This is a genomic window from Arthrobacter senegalensis (assembly GCF_059091765.1).
On record NZ_JBNHGZ010000002.1, the window covers coordinates 45,397 to 62,814 of the forward strand.

General features: G+C 59.6%; 14 protein-coding genes. 4 read left to right on the forward strand and 10 right to left on the reverse strand.

Annotated elements, in window-relative coordinates; translation table 11 throughout:
• Positions 1 to 1,043 precede the first annotated feature (1,043 nt).
• Positions 1,044 to 2,765 carry an ATP-dependent nuclease gene (locus AC5RVG_RS05650; protein WP_494013052.1) on the reverse strand — a complete coding sequence of 574 codons (1,722 nt, stop codon included), beginning with the start codon at positions 2,763 to 2,765 and terminating at the stop codon, positions 1,044 to 1,046.
• A 314-nt stretch (positions 2,766 to 3,079) separates the two neighbouring features.
• Between AC5RVG_RS05650 and AC5RVG_RS05655 the strand changes: the two genes are divergently transcribed.
• The 4 genes from AC5RVG_RS05655 to AC5RVG_RS05670 all read left to right on the forward strand — a co-directional run bounded on the left by AC5RVG_RS05655 (position 3,080) and on the right by AC5RVG_RS05670 (position 9,441).
• Positions 3,080 to 5,038, forward strand: coding sequence for a site-specific DNA-methyltransferase (locus AC5RVG_RS05655; RefSeq protein ID WP_494013053.1), 1,959 nt, complete (start codon positions 3,080 to 3,082; stop codon positions 5,036 to 5,038).
• Entirely contained in the window at positions 5,035 to 7,629 is a 2,595-nt protein-coding gene (locus AC5RVG_RS05660; protein ID WP_494013054.1) for a DEAD/DEAH box helicase, read from the forward strand. The genes AC5RVG_RS05655 and AC5RVG_RS05660 overlap by 4 nt, the downstream gene beginning before the upstream one ends.
• A gap of 273 nt (positions 7,630 to 7,902) precedes the next feature.
• A complete protein-coding gene (locus AC5RVG_RS05665) occupies positions 7,903 to 8,514 on the forward strand; it encodes a hypothetical protein (RefSeq protein ID WP_494013055.1) in 612 nt (203 codons plus the stop codon).
• Positions 8,515 to 8,904: 390 nt separating this feature from the next.
• On the forward strand, positions 8,905 to 9,441 hold the full coding sequence (locus tag AC5RVG_RS05670) for a potassium channel family protein (RefSeq protein ID WP_494013056.1): 537 nt from the start codon (positions 8,905 to 8,907) through the stop codon (positions 9,439 to 9,441).
• 1,152 nt (positions 9,442 to 10,593) lie between these two features.
• Here AC5RVG_RS05670 and AC5RVG_RS05675 read toward each other — a convergent pair.
• The 9 genes from AC5RVG_RS05675 to AC5RVG_RS05715 form a co-directional block, all read right to left on the reverse strand.
• Complete coding sequence (locus AC5RVG_RS05675) at positions 10,594 to 10,791, reverse strand: hypothetical protein (protein ID WP_494002281.1); 198 nt, start codon at positions 10,789 to 10,791, stop codon at positions 10,594 to 10,596.
• A 174-nt stretch (positions 10,792 to 10,965) separates the two neighbouring features.
• Complete coding sequence (locus AC5RVG_RS05680; protein WP_494013057.1) at positions 10,966 to 12,273, reverse strand: Glu/Leu/Phe/Val family dehydrogenase; 1,308 nt, start codon at positions 12,271 to 12,273, stop codon at positions 10,966 to 10,968.
• Between the two features lie 269 nt (positions 12,274 to 12,542).
• Entirely contained in the window at positions 12,543 to 12,722 is a 180-nt protein-coding gene (locus AC5RVG_RS05685; RefSeq protein ID WP_494013750.1) for a zinc-ribbon domain-containing protein, read from the reverse strand.
• Positions 12,723 to 13,050: 328 nt separating this feature from the next.
• Positions 13,051 to 13,254, reverse strand: a complete 204-nt coding sequence (locus AC5RVG_RS05690) for a cold-shock protein (RefSeq protein WP_494002279.1) — start codon at positions 13,252 to 13,254, stop codon at positions 13,051 to 13,053.
• A gap of 258 nt (positions 13,255 to 13,512) precedes the next feature.
• Positions 13,513 to 14,268 carry an SDR family NAD(P)-dependent oxidoreductase gene (locus tag AC5RVG_RS05695; RefSeq protein WP_494013058.1) on the reverse strand — a complete coding sequence of 252 codons (756 nt, stop codon included), beginning with the start codon at positions 14,266 to 14,268 and terminating at the stop codon, positions 13,513 to 13,515.
• Positions 14,269 to 14,277: 9 nt separating this feature from the next.
• Positions 14,278 to 14,676, reverse strand: a complete 399-nt coding sequence (locus tag AC5RVG_RS05700; protein ID WP_494013059.1) for a GlcG/HbpS family heme-binding protein — start codon at positions 14,674 to 14,676, stop codon at positions 14,278 to 14,280.
• A gap of 73 nt (positions 14,677 to 14,749) precedes the next feature.
• Positions 14,750 to 16,159 (reverse strand): MFS transporter, encoded by a 1,410-nt coding sequence (locus AC5RVG_RS05705; protein ID WP_494013060.1) that lies wholly within the window; start codon positions 16,157 to 16,159, stop codon positions 14,750 to 14,752.
• Positions 16,160 to 16,312: 153 nt separating this feature from the next.
• Positions 16,313 to 17,125, reverse strand: a complete 813-nt coding sequence (locus tag AC5RVG_RS05710; RefSeq protein WP_494013061.1) for a cyclase family protein — start codon at positions 17,123 to 17,125, stop codon at positions 16,313 to 16,315.
• 83 nt (positions 17,126 to 17,208) lie between these two features.
• Complete coding sequence (locus tag AC5RVG_RS05715; protein WP_494013062.1) at positions 17,209 to 17,409, reverse strand: tautomerase family protein; 201 nt, start codon at positions 17,407 to 17,409, stop codon at positions 17,209 to 17,211.
• Between the last annotated feature and the right edge of the window lie 9 nt (positions 17,410 to 17,418).

Genomic DNA, 17,418 nt, shown 5'->3' on the forward strand with positions numbered 1-17,418 from the left:
AGTGTTGCGCGGAGCTTCTGTCTCGACACGTAGTCACATGGGATTCCAGCTTGCGCTGACGCGAGGGAAATGAATGCCTCTCCAGTTGCGCGGTCACGTGCCTTAAGCAACGACGCCTGAGCCATCGATTCTGAGTTAAGCACCACTACACGATCCGGGCGGAGCTTTGCGACAACCCGTTTGCAGTCCTCGAGAAAAGCCACTAGTTGGTCGCCAGACTCTAAGCCAGCCGGCATCTCCAATACATACGGTTGGATATCAATCAGCTGCCCATCAACAGTGCCGGCAAGCCACAACTTTGTGCCAGCCGCGCTCACCCCCATGCATCTCATCTGAGTAGCTTATTAGACATGTCATCTCCTGTTGACTAGGAAAGCTGGACGTACGGTATCCCGGTCCAAGTCTCGAAGAAGCTCACCCTACGAAGGCGACGATACGAAACTTTCGATGAGCTAATCGGCGGGTGCCCGGGTTGCGCCGCCTCGACGGGGGTCTCGGAATTCAGAAGCAGCATTCAACCCCATGCCGAAGCGTGCACCACCGCACCATTACGGGGAGCAATCCGTCCCACTGAGGGATCCCCGACGGACAGCCGAATCCTTCTCTTAGTTCAACTTCCTGTGTCTCACAAACTTTCGTATCCCAAATCCTCAATCTTGCAAGGCAGCGAAGCCGCTAAATTGGGCTGTGAAGAACCGCCGTTCTGAACTAACAGCCGATGCCGGCCATCCCGCTCCCAGGTCCCGTCAAAGGTCTTCTTCTTACTTGTTGAGAATGCTCCTAGTGAGACATGTTGGTGAGACAAGCCGGCGCCTGGAAATTCGGCACGGACTGCCGGGACATAGGCCGTCCGTCCATGCCCCATCAAAGGGTCCTTTCATGAGACGGCCTGGGCAAGGGCAGTTTGGTGCTCAGTGTTAGACGCGAATATCTGGCGGACGGCACACCCTCCGTTCAGGGTGCGGTCTTACCGTTTCACCTAGCCGTTCTGTCACGGGCAGTGCGGCTTGATGAACTTGTGGCTGATGCCGTGGGCGGCCAGCTCACTGTAGGCAGGAGTTAAGAATCGCTCTCAGGTCGTCACCCAGGTACGGCTGTGACTTTAGCGGAACCGATTTTCCGAAGGTGTTTGCGTTGGCGAGCCTCTGCTCCGCGGCGACGTTGCGGAGCTCGGAAACGAGCTTTTTCCCCAACACCGCAAACTGTTTGCCATCGCGGGTAGCCTCTGTCAGTACTTGGTCGTCGCCGAAGTGCGGAAGAGCTCCATCCTTATTGAGCTTTTGCAGCGCTTCGTTCCGCTTTTTGCGCACCTTATGCAGAGCGTCGTCGCCAGCGCTTGCTCGTTTGTACGCTTCCTCTACCAACTGCTCCGCATCATACGCGGACAAGTCGAAATGATTAGCGACGACACCGGGGGCCGCCCAATACGACTCAACATCCGAGTATTTCGTGAACCAAACTTCATGGCCGCCATTCCGATATGGCTCCGCGAACGAGGAAGTCTCCTGCGGCATCAAGAAGTCTCGATCGCGGTGAACAACTAGCTTTACATTCGAGCCAACAAGACCTTGGAACCCTTCGAGCGTCTCCGGCGCTGGCAATTTCCCCGTGCCGTGAAAGGGCCAGACTGCAGTCACTCGTTCCAGGTCTGGCCACTGAGCAAGCAATGACCGCAGCATTTCCGTCCGAGTATCCTCCGTTAGAAGGATGATCTTCCGATCAAGCAGGCCCCAGCCCATTAGCTGCCGAGCGGTAGCGTCGCCGCTCTGTTCAACCTTTCCATCCTTCATCCAGATCACCCGAGAGTCTTGCGGTAAGGCACGAACAATCGAGGGGCTGTGGGTAGTGAGGATGACCTGAGAATCTAATTCCCCCGCGACCTCGTACAACACCTCGACGAGTCGTTCTTGCGCGATTGGATACAGATGCGCGTCCGGTTCATCAACGAGCAACAGAACAGGTCTGAAGTAGATCAAGTAACAGAAGATCTGCAGGACCTGTAAATAGCCAATTCCAGCGAGTTCTAGGGGACGGAAAGATTTATCCCCCGAAGATCCCATTTCACCGACGCGAAAGTTCGCAACCACGCGGGTATGGCTGGCGTCATCAAACTCAACCTTCAACGCAAAGTCACCCATCACCCGGGCGACGAGTTCAGAAACCAGATCGAGGCCGTTCCTCCCGTTGATCGTCTGGCTACGCAAAAGATCGAGCATGTTGCGCAACACCATGTTGGCATCACCTGCTGCGGCCGACCTATGAACGATGAGTCGCGACCGCTTCTCTTCCACGAGCGGAATTCCAGCCAGCCCTGGGATGTAGGCGCTGATCTCGCGCCTGCGATCCCGCACTAATGTGACGAACTCATTATTTGCAGGCACATGGACGGAAATGCCTTCATTTCGGGCGGCCTTGAGCCACATCTTAGCCTCAACTTCATTGGCGTTATCATCGACCGCAACGATTCGAAGGTCGAGCTGAGGGTTGTTATTGAAATTGCCGTAGTCTGCGCCGTGCCCGGCGCTTAGATATTCCGGCGATGGCATGAATATGGCGTCTCTTTCGGACAGAGTAGACGCTTTTCCCGCCGCCCCTGGCTTCACCACCTTATTTCTGCCTGATTGCAGCATCCAATGAAGCGCTTGCAACACGCTACTCTTCCCCGAGCCGTTGGACCCGACCAACACATTGAAGGTTGGGTGAAGTTCCAGAGTGGTGTGCTTGACCGCCTTGAAATTGGCGAGTTCGAGCGAGCGAATCTTCATTCGGCCCCTATCTGACACGTGCAGTTTTGCAAGGCGGTACCAGTACGCGACTGATCATAGCGGTAGCCGGTGATGCTTCTCGTCGAGGATGGCGCAAGACCTATAACGAGTGGTACCACTCGAGATCCATTGGAAAGCCCTCGATTTACTTGTCGAGGCAAAGTGACAGGCAAAGCCGATCGCCGCGGCGTGTAGGCCACCTGAAATGGCATTCACTCAACCCGAGACCCTCGATGCTGAGTGTCAGAGTGTCGAGCATTTGCTGATAGAAATGAGGCTGGGTGTCCGTGCCCGTGTGATTTCAAGGAGTTTTTATGTCCAAAAGCATGTTCGAGGTCTACTTGAACGAGGTGACGGACGAAGGGCTGCGAGCAAGGCTGAAGGCCGAATTCGAGCGCACCACGAAGAAGTTCGGACTCGTCTTTGAACGGCACTCTCCCGAAGGCATCCGGATGCCCCAGGCCCAGGTCCGTCGAGGCCGCACCGTCATCCGCGAAGCCGACGGCACATTCCACAAGGTCCGTGCCATCAGCGGCGACGCTGTGACTCTTGCAGACGAGCACGGAAACGTGATCGAAGAGAAGCTCACGAACGTCACCGCCGCCCGGCAATTCGGCGAGGTGGTCTTCCCGGGCCTGAAGACCGTGGGTTCCGTGCGCACCGGCAACTCCGAAGATCCCGCCCATGTGGTGATCAACGGAGAGAACTTCCACGCCCTCGAAATGCTGGGATACACCCACCCGGAATCGGTGGATCTGATCTATATCGATCCCCCATACAACACGGGCAATAAGACGTGGCAGTACAACGACCACTACGTCGCTGAACAAGACAGCTTTAGGCACTCCAAGTGGCTGAGCTTCATGGAACGCCGGCTGACGCTGGCGAAGAAGCTGCTCAAGCCGACTGGGGTCATCATCGTGGCAATCGGCGACGATGAGCACCACCGGTTGCGGATGCTTATGGACGAGATCTTCGGTGAGAAGAACTTCATCATGAACGTCGCGTGGCAAGGCGGAGTCTCTGCGCTTGCCAAACACCATGGTGGCGGTCTGGACTACATGCTTGTTTATGGATTGCATGCAGAGCTGATTCCCCAGTTCCGTGACCCCAAGCCCTTTGCTCCCGAGATGCTTGCAGTGGTGCGCGATGCACTCTCAGCTGGGGACACCGTTGATGAAGCACAAGTGAAGTTGAAGAAATTCATCAAATCAAAAGCGAAAGAAATCGCTCCCGGATTGGCAATTTTCAGCAAGGTAGATGACAACGGTGACATCTACCTTGAAGGAGACTTGGCCAACTCTCTTCCGAGACCAAATCTCCGATACCCGATCACCAACCCAGAAACCGGCCGTACATATGAGCCACCGAAAAACGGGTGGGAAATCGGTCCAGAACGAATGGCCGATCTAATCGCGCGCAAGAGGATCATTTTCGGGAACCGCAACGTTCCGGCGCGTAAAAAACTGCTCATTGAACACATGGATGCATTACCCGCTCCGTCGTTTTACAAAGACCGCCGTTCGGCTTCCCAACGACTACGACGGATTCTAGGTTCCGACAGATTTCCGAATTCTAAGGACCCAGACGTCATGATGCGCTGGATTCGGCTTGCGGCGCCCAAAGATGCCGTAATCCTCGACTTCTTCGGCGGTTCAGGTACCACAGCTGAAGCCGTCATCAGGCTCAACGCTGAGGACCAAGGCACGCGGCAGTGCATCCTGGTCACCAACAACGAGCTTTCCGCTAAAGACGATGCAGCGCTGCGCAAAACCGGCCACGGGCCGGGCTCCAAAGAATATGAAGCAAAGGGCGTGTTCCACGACGTCACCAAGCCGCGCATCGAGACAGTCGTTACAGGTGTACGCCAAGACGGCTCTACGTACTCTGATGGCCTGCCGGCCAATGTGGAGTTCCTTGAGCTCGCCTACCTTGAGGAGAGCCGGGTGCATGCAGCTCTGGAGTACGAACGCCTTGCACCATTGTTCTGGCTGAAGTCCGGCGCAGTGGGCAACGTGGTGCAACGCCGTGAGGACTCAGCCTATGAATGGAATGAGGAGTCCTCGATGGCCGTTCTGTTTGATGCCGGGAAGGCAGCTGAATTGGCAGAGGTTCTTGCCACCAAACAGAACCGGGTCAAACACGTCTTCATCATCACCGACTCTCCCGAGCAGGGCGACCTCGCCGGGGAGTCGTTCGGCGACGAGATCGCCGTCGAGCCCATCTACGGCTCATATGTTGACGCCTTCCAGATCAACCGGAGCGACTCGTGAAATTCACCCTTGCCGACTACCAGTCCGACGTCGTTGAGGAAACTCTCAACGAAATCAGCATCGCCACCCAACGGCTTCGCTCCAACAGTGAGCGCAAAACCGCGATCGGTATCAGTGCTCCGACAGGCGCGGGTAAGACCGTGATCGCTTCGGCTGTGTTGGAGGGATTGTTCTTCGGAACGGAGGACTCAGATCCGCGTCCGGAAACCACCGTCCTGTGGCTGACGGACGACGGGGAACTCAACGAGCAGTCCCGCAAGAAGATCCGGGCGTCCTCAGACCGGATCAACATGAACATGCTCCGGACCGTCGAAGCTGACTTTGATCAGGCTGAGTTCGATCCCGGGCTCGTCTATTTCCTGAACGTCCAAAAGCTCGGAACCGGCGCTACCCGCCACATCCAGACCGGCGACGGGCGTAGGTATTCGCTGTGGGAAACCATCGGCAACACCATCAAACAGCGCGGCAGCGGTTTCATCATCCTGGTCGATGAGGCCCACCGGGGAGCCACGGACCGGAGCCGGCCGACGATTCTGCGCCGAATCCTCGACGGGTCGACCATCGAGGTCCCAGGTGGCAACGACACTTTCCGCACAATCGTGAACCCGCCGGCGCCCATCGTGATTGGGCTCTCGGCGACGCCGAAGAAATTTGAGGAGGCCATGCGCGGTGCCTCCGGTCGTTCCCTGGTGCAAGTGGTGGCCGATGTCCAAAAAGTACGCGCCTCCGGTCTCATCAAGGAGCGCATCAACGTCAGCTACGCTGTGGACAACCAGCCCAGCGATGACACCCTGATTCGTCAGGCCGTAGCCGACCTGGAACGTTCCGACCGGCAATGGCAGGAATGGGCCCGCGCCACAGGCTCTTCGTCTTATCCGGTGCCGCTTCTGGCCATCCAGGTCCCCGACCTTACGTCGGCCGCCAAGATCGGCGAGATCGTCCAGACACTCACGGACGCCTCCGACGCCTTTGATGACCCCGACTCTGTAGCTCACGCGTTTGGTGTCCATACCCCCATCACGACGACCACATGGTTGAGCGGAGTGGAGATGCCCCGCGTGATCCAATACATTGCCCCTACCGCGATTTCACAGTCAGGGAACCTGCGCGCCGTGATCTTCATGCAGGCGCTAACCACAGGATGGGACTGCCCCCGCGCCGAAGTCATGGTGTCCCTTCGCACCGCCCAGGAACACACGCAGATCGCCCAGCTCATCGGCCGGATGGTCCGCAACCCCTTGGCCAAGAAAATTGAAGAGCCCGAATTCGATGACCTGAACGCAGTGGACCTGTACCTGCCACACTTCAACAAAGCTGAAGTGGCACAAGTCGTGAAGTCCTTCATGGATTCAGCTGACGTCGAGGTTCCGGTGCAGTTGAATCCAAAGCGCATGACGCGCAACCCGGACGTTCCTGAAGCAGTCTGGGATGCCATCGGTGAGCTGACCCGGGAGCAGAAGCCGGTCCGCCGGTTTAACTCGAACGTGAATCGCCTGGTGCGGCTTGGTGCCCTGCTGGACAACTCCGACTTCGAGCACCCCGGAGGGTCTTCCTATACCGAGGAATCACGCAACGTGGTCGTAGAGACCCTTGCCTCTGTGTACAGCCAGAACAAGGTGGCCATCGATAAGGTTGCTGCTTCGTTGCTCGAAGTGAGTTTTGAAATGGCCACCTTCGACCAGTACAGCGGCGCCAATACCGGAACCTTTGCGCGCACGGCTGCCACCAGTCAAAAGAATCTTCGTCAGCTCCTGGAGGAGGCCAAACGACGGCTCCCCGACGCCGCCGCTGCCTGGTACAGCACCTCCTTGGTCGTTGCCGGGGAACTGGAGTGGGATGAGGTGGTCGTCCGGACTGTCGCCCTGGCACGGTCCACCGAGGCCAGGGAAGCACTGGAAGCCCAGTGCGGTGCCCGCGTGGAATCCTGGCGGCGCAACACGGCCGGCTCGGTGGCACGCCTGAAGCCGACGCAACGCCAGGAATTTGAAACCATCTTCGCCCCCATCGGTTCGGCGCTGACCAGCAAACTCGGTATGCCAGCGACGATTTCTCAGAAGACAGAGATCCTAGACAAGGAGACCGGGCAGGTCGAGGAACTCCCGATGTATGCGAGTCATCTCTACGCGCTGCCCGACACCAAGCTGTTCCCCGACACCTTCACCGGTTGGGAGGAAAGTGTCCTTGAAGCCGAGCAGGCTTCCAGCACCCTGTTGGGCTGGTACCGCAACCCCGTTGGTGGAAACCACGCCCTGTCTGTGCACTATCTGGATTCAGAGGTGTCCAAAATCCTCTACCCGGACTTCCTGTTCTTCCACGATGACGGTGAGGGCGGGGCAGCCATCGACCTGGTGGACCCGCACAACCACTCGCTGGCGGACACTGCACCAAAGTGGGCTGCCTTGGCGCGCTATGTCCGAGAGCACGACGGGGATTTCCGCCGAGCTGCGATTGTCATCAAGGACACCGCGGGAAAGCTGTTGGCAATCCAGCTATCCGGCCAAACCGACGAGATCCTAGAGAAAAAGTTGGCCGAGGCAACATCCAAGGAAGCCATCGAACAGCTATTCCGTGAGCTGGGCGGAGCTTACTAAACAACTAGAAATGATCACTTGTTCCCTGACGGCCGTGGTCGTTCGCGGGTGCCGCGGGGAACAGCAAGACGATAATGTTCCTTGGGCTGGATCCGGCCCGAGGAACAAGCAAACGCCGATAACAGCGCATATGCCCAAGCACCGGCTAAGTGACTGGTCTTGGTTCATGTCAGGGGTCGCTACACGGTCTTCGCCGACGTCGCCCGCTCTCTTTAGGCCATCGCAGGTTCCTTTCCAGTGTCCAAACGACAGCGATAGCCGTACTGTACTGCCATGGCCGATGAAGCATGGATTATCCCGCCTCCAGCATTTGCCATCGACGGCTCCGACCGTTTCATAGGGATGGACGCGACCGTAGCCGACCTTTGGCGATTCGCGATGAGTGATCTCCGAATGAATAACGCCCGCGGTTATCTGGCCGAATTTCTCGTAGCCAAAGCTTTGGGTCTACGCGACGTCACCCGGGTCGAATGGGATGCCTACGATTTGCTACTGGATGGAATCCGTGTGGAGGTGAAGTCATCGGCATACCTGCAGGCATGGGAACAACCCCGGCTGAGCCGGATTGTGTTCAGCGGATTACGTGGAACCCGGTACCACCCTCGACATGGCTACGACCCAAACGGAAAGCGGCTGAACGCGCACGTCTATGTCTTCTGTGTGCAGACAGCGATCTCTCACGAGAACTACCAGCCGCTAAATCTGGCCCAATGGTCTTTCTACGTCCTGCCCAGGAGCGTACTGGAACGACTCGGCTCCGCTAGCATCGGACTCGATGCAGTTTCCCGACTCTCCAATGGCGTTACGCAGTGGACGGACTTGAAGAATGCTGTTCTTCAAGCCGCAGACGGAGAAGACCTGGATCAGTCAGACTGGTGGTCGTGACCGCGCCCGTATTGTGTGTGTCCGGTGCAAACAATTTGAAGAACGACGGTAGCGAACCTTTGACACTGGAAGGCACTCCCTTCTAAAAGCGATCATCTTTTGCACCTGAGTGTGCGGCCATACCGAGGCGGTCAATATAGACTCAACTCCGCCGCAGTAGAAGAACAAACGAGGGAAGCGCACCGCCGTCATGACTATGCATCGCTGGCAAAAATTGTCCGAATGGCCTCTTATGGCGGTCGCTATCATTTTTCTCATCGCCTACACGGTCCAAGTCCTCATTCCTGAGCGCGGACTAAATGATGTGACCAGTGCAGTGATAACGCTATCTTGGCTAGCATTCGCTGCTGACTACATGATTAGCCTGGCTCTCGCTCGTCCACGCGGAAAATGGTTCATCCGGCATCTTCACGAGTTGCGATCGTCATTCTCCCCGCATTGAGACCACTGCGCTTACTCAGGCTCATAACGCTCATAACTGTGCTTCAGCGCATAGCGGGCAACGCGCTCAGAGGCAAAGTAGTTACCTACGTGGTCGGAGCGTCAACACTTCTGGTGTTCCTTGCAGCACTCGCCATGTATGACGCTGAACGGACACACCCTGATGCGACTATTAGCAGCTTCGGAGACGCCCTATGGTGGTCCGTCGTCACGATTACAACAGTGGGATACGGTGACCTGTCCCCGAACACTGCGACAGGCCGACTCATCGCCGTGGGACTCATGGTCTGTGGCATTGCACTCCTCGGCGTGGTCACGGCAACACTTGCTTCATGGCTCGTCGAGAAAGTTTCCGCCGCGGACGAAAAGAACACCGCCGCCACCTCGGCACAAATAGAAGAGCTAAAGAACGAGGTGAAGCAATTGAGCCGCCTGCTTGCTGAGGACCGTGAACCTTCTGGAATCCGGGCTGGCACGGAGAACTAGGATCCCGTCCCCCGAGGTCCGGGGAACGGCCCAATATTTAGCGGGTCACATAGTCCTCCAGATCTTCCAGGCTGAGGCCGTAGCCGCCGGCCCAGTCATAACCGGCAATCAGCGCGTTGGGCTCGATGTCGGTAAGCACGTACGTGGCGTAGTTGCGTGCGCGGGGGTCTCGGGCGCGGGACTTGTGCAGGCGAAATCCCTGCCGCTTGGCAGCACGGCGCGCCCGGTTTTCGTGGACCGGGCGCAAACAATGGATCCACAGGTCCTTCCTGTGCCGCCAGCGGCCGCCATGCTGGATACCTATTGGCCCGTCCGATCCAACCTTGAGCCGCCCCCGTTCTTCCGTGACTGGCGCAGCATCACGGAGTTGGCCACGCTCAATGTGAGTGAAGTCAGAGCCAGGACTACGTACAAGACCTGGATTCCACCCTGCGTTAGCATGACCAGCGCGAACCAGACCAGAGCCGAGAGGAACCATAGGACGACTGAGAACAGGAGGGCGCGGGGGCTTGGGCTCGCCGGCTTGACCCCAGGTTCGGCCAGACCCATCCAGTCTGTCATCCGCAACCAAGCGTTGCGCGGTCCGCTGCCTGTCATGGCCTAACCATAGCTACAAGGCGCATAAGACTGCATGCACCGCTACCGACGAGGATGTCTCGTTTGGTGGTCATTCCGGACAGGCATGAGGAAAGGCCCGCGGGGCGTCGAATGACCCCACGGACCTTCCTAGCCGGGCCAGTACGTGGCCACCGTGCCCCAAATCGGACCGGCGCGGATGCCTCAGGCGGCGGAGTCCTGGCACGCTCCACGGCCAGCGGACGCCGGTCTCCACACGAGTGGGAAGAGCAGGTGCAGAAGATTCTCCACCTGATTCCGTGGCAACATTTTGGCAACACTTGGCTGAGAAACACCGTGATTCAGGGTGAATGACAGTGATGTCGTTCCGCGGAATCACGCGGTTTTCGCCGGTACTACAGGGGCATGGATAGGGTTCAAATCCCACCGTCACCGCCACTAGCAAGGCCCCGCTCCCCTCCTAAAGAAGGGAAGTGGGGCCTTTTGCTTTCGCCGCAGATCGGGACAGTTTGCCAAGCTTGAGTCGCGCGTTTGACGACCACCCGTAACGGCCAGAGCTTCTTCTGTTTCCGCGCCTTACGGGCTTGGAACGAGCTCTACCGAATAACCTTCAGCTTTTTCGTACAGCTGCCTCAGGTGTCCACCGTGCCATTCCAGCCACAACGCGTCCGCTGCCCGCGTCACCTCTTCGACCCGGCCCTTCCGGACGGCTTTCCCGTCCTTGCGGATCTGAACGTGCTGGCCTGTTAGGTCTTTCCAATTGTCTACCGTCATGGGAGACCTTTCCTCAATCTTGTGCAGTATTTTGACCGCTGCGTGGTGGTAAGAGAGGTAAAACGAGGGTGCCGCCACCGGTTGGGGGATGTCGCCATCGTTCCGCAACATCCCCCAACCGGCCCGGTCCCTGATGCGGGGCATGCGAAACCCCGCCGACGCGCGCAGTCAGGATCAGGGGTAGAGCCCGCGGGTCAGGTGCGCCTGTGCCACACGCTCGACGGCCGTCACGGTAGCGGCTTCGCGCAGGTTCAGGCCGCGCTTGGACGCAATGGACAGGACGTTCTCCCACGCCGCCAACATCCGGTGTTCCAGTTTTTCTTCAACTTCGGCAGCAGTCCACCAGTAGGCCTGATTGCCCTGCACCCACTCGAAGTAGGAGACGATGACGCCGCCCGCATTGGCGAGAATGTCCGGAACAACGAGCACGCCCTTGTCCTGCAGCATGACGTCCGCCGCCGCCGTGGTGGGGCCGTTGGCGCCTTCCACGATGACCTTGGCGCGCACCTTGTTGGCGTTGCCGCCGTGCAGCACGCCTTCTACTGCTGCGGGGACCAGCAGGTCCACCTCAAGCTCCAACAGCTCATCCGAAGGCATGGCACCTGCGCCGGCAAAGCCGACGACGCTGCCAGTCTCCTTGACATGGTCTTGCAGGGCACGGATGTTCAAGCCGTCAGCATTATGGATGGCCCCATACTGGTCGCCCACAGCCACAACGCTGACTCCGGCGTCGGCAAGGAACTCTGCGGCTCCGGCTCCCACCTTGCCGAAGCCTTGAACAGCCGCGGTGCTCTGCCGTGGATCAAGCCCGGCGTGGGCAAGCGCTGCCAGCGCGACGTGCACGACGCCCCTGGATGTGGCGCTCGAACGGCCGAGGGAACCGCCAACGCTGACAGGCTTGCCCGTCACCACGCCTGGAACCGTGTATCCGACGTTGACCGAATAGGTGTCCATCATCCATGCCATGGTCTGTTCGTCAGTGCCGATGTCGGGCGCCGGCACGTCCTTCTCAGGGCCGATGATCGGCAGGATTTCGCTGGTGTAGCGGCGCGTAACGCGCTCCAATTCCTGCTGCGAGTAATTCCGCGGATCAATAGTGATCCCGCCCTTGGCGCCGCCGTAAGGGACGTCCAGCAGAGCGCACTTCCACGTCATCCACATTGCCAGTGCACGCACTTCGTCCAAGGAGACGTGCGGGCTGTAACGCAGTCCGCCCTTGGCGGGTCCGCGGGAAAAATTATGTTGCACGCGGTAACCGGTGAGAACCTCAACGCTGCCGTTGTCCCGGCGCAAGGGGATGCTCACGGAAAGCTCCCGGCGCGGCTGGGCCAGCAACTGGTGCAGCCCTTCGCTGTATCCCAGCGTACGGATTGCTGAAGCAAGCTGCCTGTGGGCGTTCTCCAGCGGTCCCGCGTCCTGGGTGGGAGCCGACGTGCCGTGCTCGGATTGTGCGGTTGACAGAGATAAGACAGGTGTCGTCATCGACAGAGGTTCCTTCTTGGCTTAGGTCTTTCGGAGGGTGTGCATGTGACGCTACAAGGGCGCGAAAGGGACGTCAGTGTGCGAGTGCACAAAACGGCGTGACGCAACTAGCAGCTTCAACAGCGGCCGCGGCCTGAGACCCGGCCAGCGGGGACGAGACGCCCGCTCCGCTTCGCCGCGCGCCTGCCGGTATGAACGGCGCGGCCAAGACAACGAGGCCCTATGCCGCCTCGGAAAAATGTCCTTCCAGGTGAAACGCAGTCTCTCAGCTAGCTAAAGAGTGCGTTCTTCTGTCGGGATTTCGTTGTGGAGCTCCGCCCGCAGTTCGTGCAGGTGATGACTAAGCCCCTGGATGTTGTGAAGACCGGAATAAAGAAGACTGTGAGTTTGGTGGCGCGTTCCTGCAGGCGATGGTGCACGAACCGGCCGCAATACTGGCACGTAGCCATCCGTCCGGGCAGATCGCGAAGGGCGGTCTTGAGACCGAAGAGAAGAAACACTGTGCGTGCCTTTCAGAGGTTGTTTCCAGTCAGTCCCGGATGGGATGCGGGCATCGCAGACATGGATCTCCGTTCTCTTGGCAGAGGACGCCCTTGTCAAGATAGTAAGCATACTTGGCGATTACCTACCAGCGCGGAGCGAAAGGAATTCGAGGGCTCTCACGTCTGCCAAGATGACGCAGCGTAAGTAATGAGTCCCCTAGCCTGTGCGGTTCACGGCGGCTACAACACAAACGCCCCGCACTTTCGGAGAGCGGGGCGTTGGTTTGAGCGTGTGTTAAAGCGGGCGAATGTTCTCGGCCTGCAGTCCCTTTTGTCCCTGAACGACGTCGAACTCAACTTTCTGGTTTTCCTCCAGCGAGCGGTAGCCGCTGGCGGCGATGGCCGAGAAGTGTGCGAACACGTCCGGCCCGCCGTCGTCCTGGCTGATGAAGCCGAACCCCTTTTCGGCATTGAACCATTTGACGGTGCCTGTTGCCATGCTGATCTTCCTTCTGGAACGGCAGCGCCGACTCCCCCAACGGGAACCTGCCCGCGACCGTCCACCTTCAACCTAGGTGAGCACCGGCCGTGCAGCAAGAGCCGACGCCCGGACCGCAAAAGAAGCAGTGGGAGATTCCCCTACTTTGAGGTGAGCTCCTGCCCCGGCCACACCGCTACCGCCTTTCACACTCCGCTGGCAGGGCGAGCGACGACGAGGTCATCGACCCGATCCATGAGCAACCCGTAAAGCGCCCCGTCAGTACACGCCTCCGTCCACTACCAGTGCTTGTCCGGTCATATAGGTGGAGCCGTCCGAGGCGAGGTACACCACGATGGGCGCGATTTCCTCCGGCGTTCCCTGACGGCCCATGGGTACGATCTGTTTGACGACGCGTTCCTGCTCCTCCGCACCGCCCATGAACTCGATTGCCGGCCGGTTGAACGGAGTGTCGATCCATCCGGGGCAAACGCTGTTAACTCTGATGCGGTAAGGCGCGAGCTCGGGGGCCAGTGCCTTGGTGAACGCCACTATGGCGCCTTTGGACGCGGAGTAGGCAGTCAAGCCGGCACCTCCCTTTACTGCAGCCAGCGATGCCATGTTGATGATCGACCCGCCTCCCTGTTCGCGAAGGACAGGTACGGCATGCTTGACACCGAAGAAGCAGGAGCGGGGGTTGACCGCCATGAGCAGGTCCCACTGATCCTGCTCGAAACCGGTGATGGCCCCCGAGCGCTGGGCCCCTGCGTTGTTGAACAAGACGTCGAGACCACCCAGCGTCTCTGTGCCTTGCTTCACGAGCGCCTCTACGTCGCTTTCCTTGGTTACGTCGGTGCGGACGAACTCTGCTGCGCCGCCCTGACTGCGGATTTCCTCGACCACACGCCAGCCGTTGTCCTCGTTGATGTCGGCCACAACGACGGCCGCACCTTCTTGAGCAAACGCCCTGGCGGTGACCGCCCCGATACCCGTTGCCGCCCCCGTGATGATCGCCTTTTTCCCCTGGAGCTGCATGCATTCCTCCTACGAGGTGAGAGCCGCGAGCGCGGCGGCCGCAATCTCGTCATCCTGGTCGACGGTTCCCCCGGCTACTCCGACGCCACCGACGATCTCCCCCGCGATCTCCAAGGGCCGTCCTCCGGCGAAGGTAACGAGGGGGCGATGGTGTGTGTACTCGAGCCCATAGAGGGGTTGGCCTGGCTGGGTCAAGGGTCCGATGTCCTTCGTTGCCATCTTCATCGAACACGCTGTGTAGGCCTTGCCCACCGAAATCTCGGTGCTAGCCAGAAGCGCCCCGTCCTGCCGCGCGAACGCAACCAGTTCACGCCCGGAGTCGACGATGGCCACACTGGAGGGGGACCCGATCTCCGTGGCCTTGTCGAGCGCCGCTTCCAGCGCCTGCCGTGCTTGCTCGTAACTCATTCCCATCGGTTTCTCCTTATCATCGATTGAGATCACTGCCATGGGCCGCGGCCGGGGACGCAAGGGTGACGACTTACTCCTGGGGCAGCCCCGGACGCACGTGGGTGCGCTCGCGGGAGACCAGGGCCCTATCGCGGTCCTTAAACCGCCCCACCGTCTCGCGTGTGAACAGCGCAATGATGATTGCCGAGATGACCGCCACGGCCACCAGGAAGTAGAGGCCGTAGAAGTATCCGGTTTCACTTTCGAACCCGCCTCCGAGTCCAATCAGCCATCCAAGGACGAGGGGGGAAACGCCTCCAATGTAAAGGAAGAACAGGAGAATCGAGTTCGCCGTCCCCATGGCACCAGGCTCTGCCGAGTCAGAGCCGAACGCGTAAAGGACAGGGAAGATGGCGTTCGTCGCAAGACCTGCGATGAGCTGCACCACGATCAGAACGGTCAAGCTCACCGCCGAAAACCGCAGGAGATAGAGGCCGATCGCCAGCCACACAAAGGCGATGATCAGGCTCAGCTTTCGCCCGATGTAATCGGAAACGACACCCCAGAAGATCTGCCCGATACCGCCGGTGATCGTGAACACGGCGCTGTAGGCGGCGGCTTCCGCGAAACTGAAACCGCCCACGAAGGCGATGTACTGTGGCAGCCAGAAGCTGATCCCCGTGTAGATCATGATCCCGAACATTGATGCCAGCGCGGGAACCAAGATGTTCGGATTCGCAAGGCTGCGGCGCAGCGCACCGGGTTCGGCGTGCCGCTGCTCGGCGCCGGCCCCACCGGCGAGAGGCTTGGTTAGCCCCGCGGCCTGGGTGTCGTCTTCGAACTTTTCGTAGCGCTTCGGAGAGCTATACCACCACCAGCCGATCCAGATAGGAATCATCGCCAGCGGAATGATCAGGAATACATACCGCCAGTTCTCCGGCCCGAAGGTGGCCAGAATCGCCCCGGTGGCGATGGCGCCCAAGCCTGTGCCCCAAGGGTATGCCGCGTGCTGTATCCCGAGCGCCAGACCCCGTTTTTCCACGGGATACCACTCGACCATCGACGTGACCTCGACCGCTTCGCCTGCGCCGCCGAAGGCGTTCTTGATGGACTGGATGACGACGACGTTCCAGATCGTCTTCGTGAGTGCGACTATGCCCGTGAGAATGGAGAACAGGAAGTATCCGGCCGCGACGATCGCGTTGCGGTATTTGCGGGCCCAGCCATGTCCGCCCCGATCGAACCAGGCGCCGGCGGGAATTGCCACCAATGCCACAGCTACCGTCACGATCGTACTGACGACACCGGCTTCCTCCGGCGTCAGATCGAACTCTTCAACCATCGGGGGCAGGACGTAGTAGAAGATTTGGCGCGTATTTGCGTTCATCGCATAGACGAGCCACAGGAAAATGAGCGCTCCAACGGCGGTTGCCGGAACGCGGCCTCGATTCTTGGGACCTTCCTGTGCCGGCCCGGTAGCCGGCACGTCCTTGTGTGCCATTTCGCCTTCTCCTTTCCTCAGGCGGTCACCGTAGTGGTCTTGACGCGTCTGCAATAGCCTGGCCCTGGGTCCCGGGGAGCCGCCGAAGGCACCGGGCGCGCAGGCAAGGGTCGGCTCGGCAGATAGCCCGCAAGGCGGCATCCAGCCGGCTGTTCATGCCGGCACCACAGCCAACGGGCGAACAGGTGATCCTGTCACGCCGACCATCTTGAGCGGCAGGCATATGAACATGAATTCTTGACTGCCGGAGGCAGCGAGCTCCTCGAGCTGCAGATTCTCGATGATGTAAATCCCGTTGCGGACGATGAGCACCACGTGCCCCGGCAGGCTCCCGCGCCGGGGGTCCGGTTGCACGGCGTCCCATGCAACGTTGTCAGCTCCTACAGCCTGCACCCGACGATCCGCAAGCCATTCCGAGGCTTCGGCGGAAAGGCCGGCGCCTTGAAGATATTCATCCGGTTCGTTCCAAAGAGACCCGCTGCCTGTGCGGACGAGGACGACGTCGCCCGCGGTCACCCGAGCACGCTGCTCTGAGGCGGCAGCCTCCAGCTCATCCGCTCCAACGACCGTGCCTGCTGGAAGCCGCTCCACGTCGCGATGCCGCGGGATGTCGACCAGCACGCCGCGGGCGATGATGGGAGCTATTGTCTCCACGCCAAGTTCCGTGAAACCGGAAGAAGTCTGCGTCTTGGCGTCGGCCGGCAGGCCGCCGAACATCCGCAGGTCCACCGCCTGGTGGCAGAGCGCATCAATGTGCGTGCCGGCGTGCTCTGCGGTGACGATCAATCCGGAGGCACTGGTCCTGGCTTCACCTAGCCCGGATTCATGCCGCCGGTGGAGTGTGTAAATGAACCCGGGACGGTGCGCCGCAAAGATCGGGGCACCGGCGTACCGGGGCTGTTCAAGGTCGTAGACAGTGGCCTGGTTGAGCGTCGCCAGCAGCGAGGCCACCGAGGAAACAGTCATCTCATCGCCCGCCCTGTGCCAGGTTTCGAGCTACGGAACCGCGTCGAAAGATCGTTCACCGGACAGGACATGGGAACCACCCATCACGTCTTCTCCGATAACTCGTCAGCAAGAAGCCGGCCGCCCTGACCCCAGCTCCCCGGATCGATCTCATCCAAGAGGACCACTACTCTTTCCCTCTTTGAGCCCAGGACATCTACCACGACGTCGGTAATGGACTCGATGAGCCTGCGCTTGTCCTCTGCGGACCGGCCCGCCCGCATGTGGACCTGTACGACCGGCATCTTTCCAAC